This is a genomic window from Granulimonas faecalis (assembly GCF_022834715.1).
In the GTDB taxonomy this organism is placed as follows: domain Bacteria; phylum Actinomycetota; class Coriobacteriia; order Coriobacteriales; family Atopobiaceae; genus Granulimonas; species Granulimonas faecalis.
In genome coordinates this window covers 508948-524984 of sequence record NZ_BQKC01000001.1, presented here as the reverse complement: position 1 = coordinate 524984, position 16037 = coordinate 508948, and the positions used below count along the sequence as shown (strand labels likewise).

The window sequence follows — 16037 nt, the reverse complement described above, 5'->3', positions numbered from 1 at the left end:
GGCTACTCCTTATCAGAATCGAGGTCGGCGACGAGGTCGTCGGTGGCGACCTGGGCGGCACCGATCAGGTCGTCGGCGTCGGCGTCGGCGAAGGCCTCAACGGCGTCGACGGTGACCTGGGCCGGGGCGGCGGCGGGCGCCTCGGGACGCTTGTCGGAGATGGGCTCGATGTCGAGGGCGAGGGAGCGGATCTCCTTGACGAGGACCTTGAAGGCCTCGGGGATGGAGGCCTCGGGCACGTTCTCGCCCTTGACGATGGACTCGTAGGCCTTGACGCGGCCGTTGGTGTCGTCGGACTTGATGGTGAGGATCTCCTGGAGGACGTTGGCCGCGCCGTAGGCGTAGAGGGCCCACACCTCCATTTCGCCGAAGCGCTGGCCGCCGAACTGGGCCTTGCCGCCCAGCGGCTGCTGGGTGATGAGGCTGTAGGGGCCGGTGGAGCGGGCGTGGATCTTGTCGTCGACCATGTGGCCGAGCTTGAGGATGTAGCTCGTGCCCACCGTGATCTTGTCGCGGAAGGGCTCGCCGGTGCGGCCGTCGTACAGCGTGGTCTTGCCGAACGAGTTGAGCTGCGGCACGAACGACTCCATCATGGCATCGCCGTAGTCCTCGCGGGCGCGGTTGAGCAGGTTGACGTTGGTGCGGCGGATGCACTCGGCCACCTCGTCGCCCGTGGCGCCGTCGAAGACCGGCGTGGAGACCGGCATGGGGCCGGGCACGTAGCGGTCGGAGTCGGCGGACTCGGTGTCCCAGCCCTTGGCGGCGCACCAGCCGATGTGGCACTCGAGCAGCTGGCCCACGTTCATACGGGACGGCACGCCGAGGGGGTCGAGCAGGACGTCGACGGGGGTGCCGTCGGCCATGTAGGGCATGTCCTCGACGGGGAGCACCTTGCAGACGACGCCCTTGTTGCCGTGGCGGCCGGCGATCTTGTCGCCCTGCTGGATCTTGCGGCGCTGAGCCACGAAGACGCGGACCATCTCGTTGACTCCGGGCGGGAGGTCGTCGCCGGCCTCGCGACTGAAGCGCACGACGTCCACCACGCGGCCGTAGGAGCCGTGGGGCATCTTGAGGGAGGTGTCGCGCACGTCGTGAGCCTTGGCGCCGAAGATGGCGTGGAGCAGGCGCTCCTCCACCGTGGGCGTGGTCTGGCCCTTGGGGGTCACCTTGCCCACGAGGATGTCGCCGGGGCCCACCTCGGCGCCGATGCGGATGATGCCGTCGGCGTCCAGGTTGGCGAGCATGTCGGCGGACAGGTTGGGGATCTCGCGGGTGATCTCCTCGGAGCCGAGCTTGGTGTCGCGGGCGTCGATCTCGTGGCGGGAGATGTTGATGGAGGTCAGCAGGTCCTCCTGCACCACGCGCTCGGAGACGACGATGCCGTCCTCGTAGTTGAAGCCCTCCCACGGCATGTAGGCCACGGTGAGGTTGGCGCCGAGGGCGAGCTCGGAGTTCTCCACGGAGGTGGAGTCGGCCAGCGGCTGGCCGGCCACGACCTTCTGGCCCACCTCGACGATGGGGCGGTGGTTGATGCAGGTGGACTGGTTGGAGCGCTGGTACTTGGGCAGGTCGTAGCGCATGAGGCCGTCGGCGGCGGCGTCAACGACCACGTGGGCGGCGTCGGCCTCGACGACGGTGCCGTCGCGGTCGGAGCAGATGAGCTCGCCGGAGTCCAGCGCGGCGCGGTACTCCATGCCGGTGCCCACGAGCGGAGCCGTGGGACGGATCAGGGGCACGGCCTGGCGCTGCATGTTGGCACCCATGAGGGTTCGCTTGGCGTCGTCGTGCTCGAGGAACGGGATCAGCGTGGCGGCGACGGAGAGCATCTGGCGCGGCGAGACGTCCATGTAGTCGATCTCGGACACGGGGGTCTCGGCGGGGGCGCCGAAGGAGCCGTCGTAGTCGCGGGTACGGGCCACGACGCGGTCGGCCTCCACGAGCTCGCCGGTGAGCGGGTCGACGGTGAGGATGCGGCCGGTCTCCGGGTCGATCGCGGTGTCGGCCGGCGCGATGATGTGGTCCTCCTCCTCGTCGGCGGTCATCCAGTCGATGACGTCGGTGGCGCAGCCGTCCACGACGCGGCGGTACGGGGTCTCGATGAAGCCGTAGTCGTTGACGTGGGCGTAGAGGGCGAGGGTGCCGATGAGGCCGATGTTGGGGCCCTCGGGGGTCTCGATGGGGCACATGCGCGCGTAGTGGGAGTTGTGGACGTCGCGCACGGCGGTGGGCACGTTGGTGCGGCGGCTGGAGCCCGACTTGTGGCCGGCGAGGCCGCCGGGGCCGAGGGCCGACAGGCGGCGCTTGTGGGTGAGGCCGGACAGCGGGTTGGCCTGGTCCATGAACTGCGACAGCTGCGAGGAGCCGAAGAACTCCTTGATGGCCGCCACGATGGGCCTGATGTTGATGAGCGACTGCGGCGTGATGTCGTCGGGGTCCTGGGAGGCCATGCGCTCGCGGACCACGCGCTCCATGCGGCTCATGCCGATGCGGAACTGGTTCTGCACGAGCTCGCCCACGGTGCGGACGCGGCGGTTGCCGAAGTGGTCGATGTCGTCGACCTTCTTGGTGGTGTCGCCGTCGCGGAGGGCGAGGAGGTAGCGGAGGGCCGCCACGATGTCCTCGGCCGTGAGGATGGTCTCGTCGGCCGGCACGTCGATGCCGAGCTTCTTGTCGATCTTGTAGCGGCCCACGCGGGCGAGGTCGTAGCGCTGCGGGTTGAGGTAGAGGCCGTCCACCAGCGAGCGGGCGGCGTCCACGGTGGGGGGCTCGCCGGGGCGCTGGCGCTTGTAGATCTCGATGAGGGCCTCGTCGCGGGTGCGGGCGGTGTCGGAGGCCAGGGTGTCGCGCACGATGTCGGAGTCGCCCAGGAGCTCGACGATCTCGTCGTCGGACTCGGCGATGCCGAGGGCGCGGAGCATGACCGTGGCGTTCTGACGGCGCTTGCGGTCGATGGACACCACGAGCTTGCCGCGCTTGTCGACCTCGAACTCGAGCCACGCGCCGCGGGCCGGGATGAACTGCACCTTGAAGACCTCGACGTTGCTGTCGAGCTCCTTGGAGAAGTAGACGCCCGGGGAGCGCACGAGCTGCGAGACGACGATGCGCTCGGTGCCGTTGATGATGAAGGTGCCGCGGTCGGTCATGAGCGGGAAGTCGCCCATGAACACGAGCTGCTCCTTGATCTCGCCCGTCTCCTTGTTGGTGAAGCGGACCTCTACCAGGAGCGGGGCCTGGTAGGTGACGTCCTTGGCCCGGCACTCGGCCACGGTGTGGGCGGGATCGCCGAACTCGTGGTCACCGAAGGTGATCTCCATGGTGCCGGCGTTGTTCTCGATGGGAGAGCTCTCGGCGAAGGCGTTCGCAAGGCCCTCCCCCATGAACCGCTCGAACGACTCCTTTTGAATGGTGATGAGGTTGGGCAGCTCCATCGCAGGGGCGATCTTGCTGAAGCTCACGCGGCCCGTGACGTCGGTGGAGGTGACGGAAGAGTTTGCGGTACGCACCGGGCATTTCCTCCTTATAACGGCATACAGCGGCAATTGTCGCAAGGTAGTAATCTAGCCAAGAACGACGGGCCCGTCAATGAAAAGTATTGACATTGTCGGGGGCTTGGATAAACTATCCCGTTTTACCCCGACGTCCTGCAGGGATGCCCCTCCCCTCACCGCGGCGGATGTGGAGGGTCTGTGATGGGACGGGGCCCTTCGACCGCTCGTCGGCCGCAAGGCCCCGTCGCACAAGAAAAGGGGCCCCGCTCCCATGAGCGGGGCCCCTCGAAGGTTCGGTGGGAACCGGAGTTACTTGATGGAGACGGCGGCGCCGGCCTTCTCGAGCTGCTCCTTGGCGGCCTCGGCCTCGTCCTTCTTGACACCCTCGAGGATGGGCTTGGGGGCACCCTCGACGAGCTCCTTGGCCTCCTTCAGGCCGAGCTTGGTGAGGCCGCGGACCTCCTTGATGACGGCGATCTTGTTGTCGCCGAAGCCCTCGAGCACGACGTCGAACTCGGTCTTCTCCTCGGCGGGCTCGGCGGCGCCACCGGCGGCAGGCATGGCGCCCATCATGACGGGGGCGGCGGCGGACACGCCGAAGGTGTCCTCGAGCTCCTTGACGAGCTCGGAGAGCTCGAGGGCGGGCATGGCCTTGATGGCCTCGATGATCTCATCCTTGGTGACAGCCATGGCTGTTCTCCTTCTTCATAGGCGGGGCGCGCTGGCCCCGGACTTAAAAACGACGGTGATGCGGGAGCGCCTAGGCAGCGGCCTGGCCCTCCTTCTGCTCGGCGATCTGGGTGAGCGCGGTGGCGAGACCCTGGACGGGCCCGTTGAGGACGCGCACGAACCCGGTGAGGGGCGCGGACACGGCCGCGGCCAGACGGGCGAGCAGCTCCTCGCGGCTGGGGAGGTCGGCGATGGCGAGCGCCTGGGCGGCGTCGATGGCCTGACCGTCGGAGATACCGCCGAGGAACTCGACCTTGTTGAGCTCCTTGGAAGTGTCCTTGATGGCCTTGGCGGCCTCCACGGGGTCGACGGCGTAGAACACGCAGGCAGTGGTGCCCACGAGGATGTCGTCGATGTTGGGCATGTCGTGCTCGGCGAGGGCGATCTTGACGATGTTGTTCTTGTACACCTTCATCTCGGCGTCGGCGTCGCGGAGCTTGCGACGAAGCTCCTGGCTCTCCTTGACCGAAAGACCGCGGTAGTCGATGACGAACAGGCCCTTGGAGGAGTCGAGGGACTCGTTGACCTCCTTGAGCATGGCTTCGTTCTTCTTGGATGGCATGGTTACACCTCCTTGAGGGATTTCCCGGGCATGCCGTGCGGCTGAGGGGAAGCCTCGCAAAAGAAGAGGTCCCGTGTGGCGCCAGCCAGACGGGACCTCGAACCATCGGTTTCGAAGACCACCTCGGCAGGCGGGACTCGCGTCCCCTTGGGTCGCCTTGGCGACACCGGCTGTCTCTGGCAGCGGACATGCTGTGATACGTGCAGGAACCAGTATGGCCCCTTGCGCGGGGGAGTCAAGGGCCCTCGACGTCCCCCTCCCCCGCTCCACGAAAAAGGGACGCGCCGGAGCGGCACGTCCCTTCCTGCGATCGTCTGTGCTGGTGCGCTAGTCGTCGAGCAGGTTGCGCACCATGGTGGGGTCGACCTTGACGCCCGGGCCCATGGAGGAGGAGAACGCCACGGACTTGACGTACTTGCCCTTGGCGGAGGACGGCTTCACGCGGAGCAGCTCGTTGATGAGCGCACTGTAGTTCTCCACGAGGTTCTCCACGGAGAAGGACACGCGGCCCATGGGGACGTGCACGATGCCGTAGCGGTCGGCGCGGTACTCGACGCGGCCGGCCTTGAGCTCCTGGACCATCTTGGCGACGTCCATGGTCACGGTGCCCAGCTTGGGGTTGGGCATGAGGCCGCGGGGGCCGAGGATCTTGCCGATGCGGCCGACCTTGGCCATCATCGGCGGGGTGGCGATGGCGGCATCGAAGTCGATGTTGCCGGCCTGGATGGCGGCCACGAGCTCGTCGCCGCCCACGACGTCGGCGCCGGCCTCCTCGGCCTCGCGGGCCTTCTCGCCCTCGGCGAAGACGGCCACACGCACGGACTTGCCGGTGCCGTGGGGAAGGGAGATGGAGCCGCGGACGTTCTGGTCGGCCTTGCGGGTGTCGACGCCCAGGCGCACGGAGGCCTCGACGGTCTCGTCGAAGTTGGCGAAGTGGATGTCCTTCACCGTCTCCATGGCGGCCTTGGGAGTGTAGAGGCGGTTCTCGACCTTGGCCTCTGCGTCGCGGTACTTCTTGCCGTGCTTGGGCATGGTGGTGCCTTCCTGTGGTCAACGGGCGCGCCGCGCCCTCCCACATCGGACCCCTCGCGGGGCCGTGAGGGGAGCCTGTCTCCCCGGGACTACGGTTGTGCCGGTGCTACTCGGCTATGGTGACGCCCATGGAGCGGGCGGTGCCGGCGACGATGCGCTTGGCATGCTCGATATCGTTGGCGTTGAGGTCCGGCATCTTGATCTCGGCGATCTTGGTGAGCTGCTCGTCGGTGAGCTGGCCGACCTTGTCGCGCTGGGGCACGGCGGAGCCGCTCTTGATGCCGAGCTCCTTGAGGATCAGCTTGGCCGCGGGCGGGGTCTTGCAGACGAAGTCGAAGGAGCGGTCCTCGTAGACCGAGATCTCGACCGGGATGATGTCGCCGGCCTGGTCCTTCGTGGCGGCGTTGAACGCCTGGCAGAACTGCATGATGTTGACCTGGGCGGCACCGAGGGCGGGGCCGACCGGGGGCGCGGGGTTGGCGGCGCCGGCAGGGATCTGCAGCTTGATGAAGTTGACGACCTTCTTCTTGGGGGCCATGGTGATAAGCCTTTCTTTGCGCTGTGACGATCGCTATGACACGCGCCGCCCACAGAAGCGTTTCTCACCAAAACGAGGGCGGTGCCGTGTAGCCGGTTAGTGGATGAGGACCACCTGGTCCACGGAGAGCTCGACGGGGGTCTCGCGGCCGAAGATGAGCAGCGTGACCTTGATCTTGCCGGACTCGGGGTTGACCTCAGAGATGGTCCCGTCGAAGTCCTCGAGGGGGCCGGAGGTGACACGGATGGCCTGACCGGGCTCGAAGTCGGTGACGGTGCGGCGCGGGGCGGTGTCGCCCTTGGGGGTGGCGTTGCCCATCATCTTCTTGAACTCGTCACGGGAGAGCGGGCTCGGCTTGCCGTCGATGCCCACGAAGCCGGTGACGCCGGGGGTGTTGCGGACGACGGACCACGTGTTGTCGTCCACCTCCATGCGCACGAGGACGTAGCCGGGGAAGACCTTGTTCTCCTTGGTCTGGCGCTTGCCGTCCTCCTTGAGCTCCGTGACCTCCTCGGTGGGGATCTGGATGTCGACGACCTGGCGCTGGAGCCCGTAGGACTCGATGCGGCGCTCGAGGTCGGTCTTGACCTTGTTCTCGTAGCCCGAGTAGGTGTGGATCACATACCAACGCTTGGCCATGGCCTATCCCCTCAGTCCGGAGTAACCGATGAGCGCGGCCACGACACCGGAGTCGATGAGCCAGATGGCCACACCGAAGACAACGAGGATGGCGACGACGGCGACGGTGTAGTTCTTGAGGTCCTCGCGGGAGGGCCAGACGACGCGCCGCATCTCGGAGCGGACCTCTCCGAAGTAGGAGGTGGCACGCTTGATGAGACCGGGCTTGCCGGACTTGGCGGCCTTGGCGGGGGCCTTGGAGCCCTCGGACTTGGCCGGGGCCTTCTCGGGGGCCTTCTCGGCCATGATCTGGGCCTGGGCCTCGTTGCGCTGACGCTCGGCCTGACGTGCCTTGCGGGCGGCTCGTTTGTTGCGGTCCTTCTTGGCCATGGGGCTCATGTCCTCCACAAAGCTCGGACTTCTCGACTAGACATTAAAAACCGGCCCGTCCCTATAGGGAGGGCCGGTGAATTGGCTGGCAGCCCAGGTAGGACTCGAACCCACAACAAACGGTTTTGGAGACCGCCGCTCTACCATTGGAGCTACTGGGCTGTGTGAGACTCTATTCTAGCGCGTCTCTTTGTGCAGCGTGTGGTGACGGCACCACCGGCAGTACTTTTTGAGCTCCATGCGCTCAGGATGGGTGCTCTTGTTCTTGTAGGTGGTGTAATTGCGACGCTTGCAATCGGTGCACGCAAGGGTGACGAGAGTACGCATGAATGGATTCCTTCCCAAGTACCGGACATGGCCGCTCTTACGTCACAGCCATGCGCGAGTGATTACGCTACCACCCCGCCGGTAAGCCGTCAACAGAGATGGCCCACCAAATCCTACGTTCACGGGATGGGCACGGCAGAGGTGGGAACGGTCGGCAACAAAAAAGCCCGGCACTCGAGGTGCCGGGCTTTCACGATCGAGGAAGCGAGTTACTCGATGATGGTGGCAACACGGCCGTCGCCCACGGTGTGGCCGCCCTCGCGGATGGCGAAGCGGAGGCCCTCCTCCATGGCGATCGGGTAGATGAGCTCACCGGTGATGGTGACGTGGTCGCCAGGCATGGCCATCTCGACACCCTCGGGGAGGGAGATGTTACCGGTGACGTCGGTGGTGCGGAAGTAGAACTGCGGACGGTAGCCGTTGAAGAACGGGGTGTGACGGCCGCCCTCCTCCTTGGTCAGGACGTAGACCTCGGCGGTGAACTTCTTGTGCGGGGTCACCGAGCCGGGCTTGCAGAGGACCTGGCCGCGCTCGATCTCCTCGCGCTTGACGCCGCGGAGCAGGATGCCCACGTTGTCGCCGGCCTCGCAGAAGTCCATGGACTTGCGGAACATCTCGATGCCGGTGGCCACGGAGTTGGAGGTGGGCTTGATGCCCACGATCTCGACCGGGTCGTTGAGGCGGAGCTGGCCGCGCTCGACACGGCCGGTGGCGACGGTGCCGCGGCCGGAGATGGTCATGACGTCCTCGACGGCCATCAGGAACGGCTTCTCGTTGTCACGGGCGGGGGTGGGGATGTAGTTGTCCACCTCGGTCATGAGGGCGCGGATCTGCTCGACCCACTTCTCGTCGCCCTCGAGGGCGCCGAGGGCGGAGCCGCGGATGATGGGGAGGTCGTCGCCCGGGAAGTCGTACTCGGACAGGAGGTCGCGGGTCTCCATCTCGACGAGGTCGATGAGCTCCTCATCGTCCACCATGTCGCACTTGTTCAGGAACACGACGATGTAGGGCACGCCGACCTGACGGGCGAGCAGGATGTGCTCGCGGGTCTGGGCCATGGGGCCGTCGGTGGCGGCGATGACCAGGATGGCGCCATCCATCTGGGCGGCACCCGAGATCATGTTCTTGATGTAGTCGGCGTGGCCGGGGCAGTCGACGTGGGCGTAGTGACGGTTCTCGGTCTCGTACTCCACGTGGGCGACGGAGATGGTGATGCCACGCTCGCGCTCCTCGGGGGCCTTGTCGATGTCCTCGAACGCGGTGAAGTTGGCGCGGCAGCCAGGGGTCTCGGAGAGAACCTTGGTGATCGCGGCGGTCAGCGTGGTCTTGCCGTGGTCGACGTGGCCGATGGTGCCGATATTGACATGCGGCTTAGTACGCTCGAACTTCTCCTTGGCCATGTGCCATCCTCCTTCTGGAAACAGGACTTCCCGCTTCGCAGCCATTGATGCCTACGTGCTAAATATGTCTAGCGGCCCCCGGAGGGACCGCAAGATAACCTGGTAGCGGTGACTGGATTCGAACCAGTGACGCCGCGGGTATGAACCGCGTGCTCTGACCAACTGAGCTACACCGCCATGCTTGAAATGGAGCCCGCGACCGGATTTGAACCGGTGACCTCTTCGTTACCAACGAAGTGCTCTACCGACTGAGCTACACGGGCATGGTGGGGATGCTTGGACTCGAACCAAGGAACCCATAGGGAGCGGATTTACAGTCCGCCGCAGTTGCCGCTGTGCCACATCCCCATCCGTTTTCAAGCCGCGCTGCCAGGTGCTGGACCCACAACGCGCTAGTGATACTACGCCCGGGGCAAATCCGTGTCAACGTATACCCCGGACCCGGGTGTATCCATACCATCGTTTCTGCACAACCCCAGCTAGACAACCCTATACGACCGCCATTACGGGGGTTTCCGATCGGAGGCGCCACCCACGCACCCAAATCGTACCGAGAAAAAAGGCGGCCCGCGGGCCGCCTTCGTCGGTGGGTGGAGCTGATGGTCGGATTCGAACCGACAACCGTCCGATTACAAGTCGGGTGCTCTGCCGTTGGAGCTACATCAGCGCAGGGACGATGATAGCGCTTAGACCCGGCGCCCGAGCAGTGCGTTGAGCTTGGCCGCCGTCTCGGGGTCCAGGCGGTCCTCCAGGCTCATGCGGGACCACGTGCGCTCCTCGCGCTCCCGCTCGATGGACCGGTTCATGGCCGCCACCTCGTGCACGAGCATACGGCTCGACACGCGGGTGACGCCCGGCCCCTCCACCGTGGCCTGGATCGTGCCGTCGGAGGTGACCACCGTGACCCGGCGGCCGGAGTCGCGCGCCTCGGTCACAAGCCCCTCGATGACGGTGTCCGCCGAGACGCCCCTGCGGGAGAAGACCTCCCGCACGCCGCCGCGCCTCGTCTCGGGGCGGTGCTCCCCGCGATTGTTGGCGCCGTCGTAGACGATGACGGCCTCGTACTCGTGCTGGGCGTAGGCGGCGACGTCGGCCAGGAGCGCCTCGCGGGCGCGGCCGAACGGGTCGGTGCCGAGGCGCTCGGGCACGGAGCCGTCGGGCTCGTCGAAGAGGTCCTGGTAGCGGGGGTCGGCGAAGAGCACGTTGTAGCCGTCCACCACGAGGAGGGCCCGAGGGGCCCCCTTAACCACGGTCGACGCCCCCCTCGCGGCCGGCCTCCCGGAGGCGCCGCATCCACTCGTAGGCCATGACCGTGGCGGCCTGGGCCACGTTGAGCGACTCCACGCGGCCGCGCTGGGGCAGGCGGCACGAGAAGTCGCAGCGGTCGAGGAGCAGGCGGCTCACGCCGGTCTGCTCGTTGCCCATGACCAGGCAGAAGCGACCGCCGAGCGGCGCGTCCCAGACGTCCTGCTCGGCGTGCTCGGTGGCCGCGCCGGCCCAGAACCCGGCCTCCTTGAGGCGGTCCACCGCCGTGGCGAGGTTGGAGACGCGCGCGATCGGCACGTGGAGCACGGCCCCGGCCGACGTCTTGTAGGCCCCCACGCCCACGGAGGCGGCGCGGGCCTTGGGGATCACGACGCCGGCGGCGCCCGCGACCTCGGCGGAGCGCACGATGGCGCCGAAGTTGCCCTCGTCGGTCACATGGTCGAGCACGAGCACGAGCGCGTCGCCGTCGCCGGCGGCCGCCACGACGTCCTCGAGGTCGGCGTAGGGGAAGTCATCGAGCTCCACGACCACGCCCTGATGGGCGCCGTGACTCGACATGGCGTCGAGGCGGGCCTTGGAGCAGATGTCCACCTCCACGCCGTCGGCCTCGAAGGTGGCGGCGAGCCGGGCGAGCTTGGGGTCCTGGCTGCCCTTGTTGAGGGCGATGTGGGCGCGCCTCACGGGCACGCCGGCGGCAAGGGCCTCGTCGACGGCGCGGCGGCCCTCCACGAGCACGCGCTCCTCGGCACGCGGCTGCCGGCGGGCGGCCTGCGGGCTCCCCTTGCCCTGGGCACCCCTGCGGCGGTCCCCCTTGGGGGCCTTGGGCGCCTGAGGGCCCGCCTTGCCGGCGAGGCCCGCCTTGCGGCCGTCGCGGCCCCTCCACTGGCGGCCGTCCTCGCTGCTCCAGGCGCGGGGGGCCTGGCCACGGCCCCGGCCGCGCCTCCCCTGCTGCCCGTTGCCCTGCTGGCCCCTGGGGCCCTGGTTCTTGGACGCCATGGTCAGCGCCCCCCTTCCTGACGGGTGATGCGGGTGCCGGCCTGGGTGTCCTCCACCACGAGGCCGAGGTCCGAGACGGCATCGCGGATGGCGTCGGCGCGCGCCCAGTCCTTCGCGGCGCGGGCCGCGGCGCGGGCGTCCACGAGGGCCGCCACGGCGCCGTCGACGTCGTCGCCGTCGAAGCCCACGAGGTCGCGGGCCACGTCCACGAGCCCGGCGGGCAGCGGGTCGGCCTGAGGCCGGACGCTCTCCAGGCCGAGCACCTCGAGGAGCTCCACGAGGGTGTCGGAGGCGCGCAGCAGCGTGGAGGTGCACGCCCCCGCCCCGGCGGCGTCGAGGTAGGCGTTGGCCTGGTTGGCGAGGGAGAAGACGGCGGCGAGGGCCGAGGACGTGTTGAAGTCGTCGTCCATGGCCGAGGTGAAGCCGTCGCGGGCGGCGTCGATGGCGTCGGACAGGGCCTGGGCGGCGTCGCCGCCGCAGCTGGAGCCGTCGGAGTTCTCGGCCGCCCAGCGCAGGTTCCTCGCCGTGGTGCGCAGGCGCTCCAGCGCGCCCACGCAGCCGTCGAGGCGCTCGAACGAGAAGTCGAGCGACGAGCGGTAGTGGGTCTGGAGCATGAGGAGGCGCACGGCGTCGGCCGGGTAGCGGTCGAGGACCTCCTTGAGCGTGTGGAAGTTGCCGAGCGACTTGCTCATCTTCTCGCCGTCGACGCGGAGCATGCCCGTGTGCATCCACAGGTTGGCCAGCGGCTCGTGCCAGCGGCAGCAGGCCTGGGCGCTCTCGTTCTCGTGGTGCGGGAACACGAGGTCGGAGCCGCCGCCGTGGATGTCGATGGGTGTGCCGAGGTAGCGGTGGACCATGGCGGCGCACTCGGTGTGCCAACCGGGGCGCCCCTCGCCCCACGGCGACTCCCAGCTGGGCTCGCCGGGTTTGGCCGCCTTCCAGAGGGCGAAGTCGAGGGGGTCGCGCTTGTCGGAGTTCTCCTCGATGCGGGCGCCCACGAGCAGCTCGTCGACGTTGCGGCCCGAGACGCGGCCGTAGGTCTCGCAGCTGCGCACGGAGAAGTACACGTCGCCCGAGGGCACGGCGTAGGCGTTGCCCTGGTCGATGAGGCCCGAGATCATGGAGACCATGGCGTCGATCTCCTGGGTGGCGCGGGGCCGGATGTCGGGGGCCAGCACGTTGAGGCGCCCCATCTGCTCGATGAAGGCGTCGGAGTAGGTGCGGGCGAGCTCGGCGGCGGTGACGCCCTCCTCGTTCGCGCGCTGGATGATCTTGTCGTCGACGTCGGTCAGGTTCTGCGCGAAGCGCACCTGGTAGCCCTTGTAGACGAGGTAACGGCGGATGACGTCGAACGCGAGGAACGTCCTGCCGTTGCCGATGTGGATCTGGTCGTAGACCGTGGGGCCGCACACGTACATGGAGATGTGCCCGGGCTCCACGGGGACGAGCTCCTCCTTGCGGTGGGTCTGGGTGTTGTAGACGAGCATGGTCACTCCTCAGTGCCGCTGGGTGCCTGGGCGGCTTCGCCGCCGTCAGGTTGGAATCGTACATCTTGGGAGGGGGCCGCCTGGGCGGTGAGGGCGGCCACCTGCTCCTCGAGCTGGGAGATGCGCGCCGTCAGGATCTCGACGGTCTGCTCCATGGGGTCGGGCAGGTACTGGCGCCGGCGGTCCGTGTGGGCCGGCTGCGTGCGCACCCGCACGCCGCAGCGCGTGGTCACGTGCCCGGGGACGCCCACCACGGTGCAGCCGGCCGGGACGTCCTTCACCACCACGGCGCCGCCGCCCACCTTGGAGCCGTCGCCCAGGGTGATGTCGCCGAGCACGGCGGCCCCCACGCCCACGGTGACGTTGTCGCCCAGGGTGGGGTGGCGCTTGCCGGTCTGCTTGCCGGTGCCCCCCAGGGTGACGCCCTGGTAGATCATGCAGTCGTCGCCGACGATCGTGGTCTCCCCCACCACGATGCCGCTGCCGTGGTCGATGAGGAAGCGGCGGCCGATGGTGGCGCCGGGGTGTATCTCGACCCCGAACCGGTGGCGGCTCCACGTGGAGAGGGTGCGGGCCAGGAAGCGGTGGCCGTGGGTCCAGAGCCAGTGCTGACGCCGGTAGGCCCACACGGCGCGCATGCCGGGCGAGTTGACGAGGATGGAGATGGTGGACGTGGCCGCCGGGTCGTGCTCCCGGAAGGCGCGGACGTCCTCGCGTATGGAATCGAACATGGGTGTCCCATCGACGGGGCGGTTCGGGAGGTCGGCGGGGCGCCTAGGGGCGCTCCATGAGGCAGACCGCCCAGGCCTCGATGCCCTCCTCGCGGCCCACGAAGCCGAGGCGCTCGGTCGTGGTGGCCTTGAGTCCCACGCGGGAGACGTCGCATCCCATGGCGCGGGCCATGGCGGAGCGCATGGCGTCGCGGTGCGGGGCGAGGCGGGGGGCCTGGGCGGCGACGGTACAGTCGCAGTCGAGGAGTTCGTACCCAGCCTCCCGCGCGAACCCCATGACGCGGGACAGCAGGACGAGGGAGTCCGCGCCGGCGTAGGCGGGGTCGTCGTCGGGGAAGAGACGGCCGATGTCGCCCAGGCGGCAGGCGCCGCAGACGGCGTCCATGAGGGCGTGGGTCACGACGTCGGCGTCCGAGTGGCCCGCGAGGCCTCGGTCGCAGGGCACGACGACGCCGCCCAGCACGAGGGGGCGCCCCTCGCAGAAGGCGTGCACGTCGTAGCCGTGGCCGATGGAGAGGGCCATGTCACTCCCCTTCCCGCTCGGCGGCCAGGAGGGCGGCCTCGACGACGGCCAGGTCCTCCGGGTAGGTGAGCTTGAGGTTGTTGCGCTGGGCGTCCACCACGGCCACGGGGAGCCCCATGGCCTCCACGAGGGAGGCGTCGTCGGTGCCCACGGAGCGGGCGCGCCGGTGGGCGGCGCGGATGACCTCGATGGGGAACGCCTGGGGCGTCTGCACGACCCAGAGGTTGCCGCGGTCGGGCGTGGCGGACACGGTGCCGTCCCGGACCACCTTGACGGTGTCGGTGCAGGGGCAGCCGGCCACGGCGCCGCCCAGCGAGGCGTCGGCCCGCAGGCGGGCGGCCACGGCCTCGAAGGTATGGGGGCGCACGAGGGGCCGGGCGCCGTCGTGGAAGGCCACGAGGGGGACCTCGGACGAGACGGCGTCGAGACCCGCGGCGCAGCTCGCCTGGCGGTCGTCGCCGCCGGGGACCACCGCGACGGGGAGCGCCAGGGGCAGGCCGGCCACGAGGGCCTCCATAGCGGCGAGGTCGGCGGGGCGGCAGACGAGCACGAGCGCGGCCACGGAGGGGGCGGCGTCGGCGGCGAGGAGCGACCACGCGACGAGCGGGCGGCCGGCGACCTCGACGAGGGCCTTGCCGCCCGGGTGGCCGAACCGCTCCCCGGAGCCGGCGGCGACCACCACCACGGTGAGGTCCGCGCCCGGGTCGGGCGCGGCGACGGCGGCGGGCCGCGCCTCGGCCTGGCAACGGCAGCGGCTCATTCCTTCCTGCCCCACATGCGGTAGAGGCTGTCGGCCAGGATGCCGGGGTTCTTGACGCCGATGTCGTCGAGGCGGCTCGGGTTGTCCTCGATGTCGTCCATGAGCTCCTGGAGGCTGCCGTACTCGTCCACGATCTTGTCGGCCATGCCCTCGCGCACCACGGAGATGCGCGACAGGGTGCGCAGGCCCAGGGGCGCCATGATGGAGTCCTCGCCGAGGCCCTCGTAGCCGAGCATGGCGCCCACGCGCTTGAACGAGTGGAGCTGCGCGGCGTCGAGCTCGTGGAACTGGCGGCGCACCTCCCGGGCGGTCTCCTCGGAGGAGTCGCGGGCGTAGTCGCGGATCATGAGGGTGTACTCGTCGTCCATGTCGCCCACGAGCTGCTCGCGCTGCATGGCGATGGTGCGGCCCTCGCTGCCGAGCTGGTCGATGAGGTCGTCGAGCTCGTCGGCGGCCGTCATGAGCACCTCGAAGTACGAGAAGATCTTGGAGATGTCGGCCAGGGTGACGTAGTTGTCGAGCTCGAGCGTGGTGAGGCGCAGCAGGTTGCGGTCCAGCGCCTGGCGCGTGGACTGGAGGGTCACCAGCAGCTGGTTGACCATGTCCATGATCTCCTGGACGGTCTTGATCTGGAAGGAGCGGCCGTCGAGGTAGACGTTGACCACCTGGCGGCGCTCGGAGACCGAGATGACCATGGCGTTGGTGAGGATGCTCATGCGCGCGGCCGTGCGGTGGCGCATGCCGGTCTCGGAGGTGGGGAGCGACGGGTCGGGGTTGAGGTGGAAGTTCGCCCGCTTGATCTGGGTGAGGTCCTTGTCGATGACGATGGCCCCGTCCATCTTGGAGAGCTCGAACAGGCGGTTGGCCGTGAACGAGATGTTGAGCGGGAAGCCGTCGTCGCCGGCGGCCAGGACGGCGTCGACGTCGCCCACGCAGATGAGGGCGCCGAGCCGGCCGGCGATGATCATGTCAAGGGCGCGGCGCAAGGCCGTGCCCGGCGCTGTCTGGCGCATGGCGCACTCCATGCGCTCGTCCAGGGACAGCGACCGGTCGCAGAAATCCCCCATGAAGACCCTTCTGTCCGAAGCGCCCCGCGACGCGCGGCACGCCCCTTAACCCTAACAAAGCGGGCGGGCGCCGTGGGGGCGCGGCGGGGCTGCGACAGAGGTCCCACAGAGGGAGAGGTCCCA

The 16037-nt window shown here is 68.6% G+C and carries 16 protein-coding genes and 5 tRNA genes; all 21 read right to left on the bottom strand.

The window, feature by feature from the left end:
* Positions 1-2: 2 nt before the first annotated feature.
* The 21 genes from rpoB to disA all read right to left on the bottom strand — a co-directional run bounded on the left by rpoB (position 3) and on the right by disA (position 15914).
* On the bottom strand, positions 3-3503 hold the full coding sequence (gene rpoB / locus OR600_RS02340; protein ID WP_265590581.1) for a DNA-directed RNA polymerase subunit beta: 3501 nt from the start codon (positions 3501-3503) through the stop codon (positions 3-5).
* 294 nt (positions 3504-3797) lie between these two features.
* The gene (gene rplL, locus OR600_RS02335; protein WP_135978859.1) at positions 3798-4178 is read right to left on the bottom strand and encodes a 50S ribosomal protein L7/L12; all 381 of its coding nucleotides are present in this window, start codon (positions 4176-4178) and stop codon (positions 3798-3800) included.
* A gap of 70 nt (positions 4179-4248) precedes the next feature.
* Positions 4249-4779: a 50S ribosomal protein L10 gene (gene rplJ, locus OR600_RS02330; RefSeq protein ID WP_135978860.1), complete on the bottom strand. Its 531-nt coding sequence runs from the start codon at positions 4777-4779 to the stop codon at positions 4249-4251.
* Positions 4780-5106: 327 nt separating this feature from the next.
* On the bottom strand, positions 5107-5811 hold the full coding sequence (rplA, locus tag OR600_RS02325) for a 50S ribosomal protein L1 (protein ID WP_135978861.1): 705 nt from the start codon (positions 5809-5811) through the stop codon (positions 5107-5109).
* Between the two features lie 106 nt (positions 5812-5917).
* Entirely contained in the window at positions 5918-6349 is a 432-nt protein-coding gene (rplK, locus tag OR600_RS02320; RefSeq protein ID WP_135978862.1) for a 50S ribosomal protein L11, read from the bottom strand.
* Positions 6350-6445: 96 nt separating this feature from the next.
* Entirely contained in the window at positions 6446-6988 is a 543-nt protein-coding gene (gene nusG / locus OR600_RS02315; protein ID WP_135978863.1) for a transcription termination/antitermination protein NusG, read from the bottom strand.
* A 3-nt stretch (positions 6989-6991) separates the two neighbouring features.
* On the bottom strand, positions 6992-7357 hold the full coding sequence (secE, locus tag OR600_RS02310) for a preprotein translocase subunit SecE (RefSeq protein WP_135978864.1): 366 nt from the start codon (positions 7355-7357) through the stop codon (positions 6992-6994).
* 86 nt (positions 7358-7443) lie between these two features.
* Positions 7444-7519: transfer RNA gene (locus tag OR600_RS02305), tRNA-Trp, on the bottom strand.
* 15 nt (positions 7520-7534) lie between these two features.
* Positions 7535-7684, bottom strand: coding sequence for a 50S ribosomal protein L33 (gene rpmG / locus OR600_RS02300; protein ID WP_135978865.1), 150 nt, complete (start codon positions 7682-7684; stop codon positions 7535-7537).
* 209 nt (positions 7685-7893) lie between these two features.
* A complete protein-coding gene (gene tuf / locus OR600_RS02295) occupies positions 7894-9084 on the bottom strand; it encodes an elongation factor Tu (protein ID WP_135978866.1) in 1191 nt (396 codons plus the stop codon).
* 100 nt (positions 9085-9184) lie between these two features.
* A tRNA-Met gene (locus OR600_RS02290) sits at positions 9185-9261 on the bottom strand.
* Positions 9262-9271: 10 nt separating this feature from the next.
* Positions 9272-9347 (bottom strand) — tRNA-Thr (locus OR600_RS02285).
* Between the two features lies 1 nt (position 9348).
* Positions 9349-9432: transfer RNA gene (locus tag OR600_RS02280), tRNA-Tyr, on the bottom strand.
* Positions 9433-9675: 243 nt separating this feature from the next.
* Positions 9676-9751, bottom strand: a tRNA-Thr gene (locus tag OR600_RS02275).
* Positions 9752-9770: 19 nt separating this feature from the next.
* Positions 9771-10334 (bottom strand): NYN domain-containing protein, encoded by a 564-nt coding sequence (locus tag OR600_RS02270; RefSeq protein WP_135978867.1) that lies wholly within the window; start codon positions 10332-10334, stop codon positions 9771-9773.
* Complete coding sequence (gene rlmB, locus OR600_RS02265; RefSeq protein WP_135978868.1) at positions 10327-11346, bottom strand: 23S rRNA (guanosine(2251)-2'-O)-methyltransferase RlmB; 1020 nt, start codon at positions 11344-11346, stop codon at positions 10327-10329. Before rlmB ends, OR600_RS02270 begins: the two co-directional genes overlap by 8 nt.
* Positions 11347-11348: 2 nt before the next feature.
* Positions 11349-12833 carry a cysteine--tRNA ligase gene (gene cysS / locus OR600_RS02260; protein ID WP_135978869.1) on the bottom strand — a complete coding sequence of 495 codons (1485 nt, stop codon included), beginning with the start codon at positions 12831-12833 and terminating at the stop codon, positions 11349-11351.
* A 2-nt stretch (positions 12834-12835) separates the two neighbouring features.
* On the bottom strand, positions 12836-13564 hold the full coding sequence (gene cysE / locus OR600_RS02255) for a serine O-acetyltransferase (protein ID WP_251173884.1): 729 nt from the start codon (positions 13562-13564) through the stop codon (positions 12836-12838).
* 43 nt (positions 13565-13607) lie between these two features.
* Entirely contained in the window at positions 13608-14087 is a 480-nt protein-coding gene (gene ispF, locus OR600_RS02250; RefSeq protein WP_251173885.1) for a 2-C-methyl-D-erythritol 2,4-cyclodiphosphate synthase, read from the bottom strand.
* 1 nt (position 14088) lies between these two features.
* Entirely contained in the window at positions 14089-14847 is a 759-nt protein-coding gene (ispD, locus tag OR600_RS02245) for a 2-C-methyl-D-erythritol 4-phosphate cytidylyltransferase (protein ID WP_251173886.1), read from the bottom strand.
* On the bottom strand, positions 14844-15914 hold the full coding sequence (gene disA, locus OR600_RS02240; protein WP_251159191.1) for a DNA integrity scanning diadenylate cyclase DisA: 1071 nt from the start codon (positions 15912-15914) through the stop codon (positions 14844-14846). The genes ispD and disA overlap by 4 nt, the downstream gene beginning before the upstream one ends.
* Between the last annotated feature and the right edge of the window lie 123 nt (positions 15915-16037).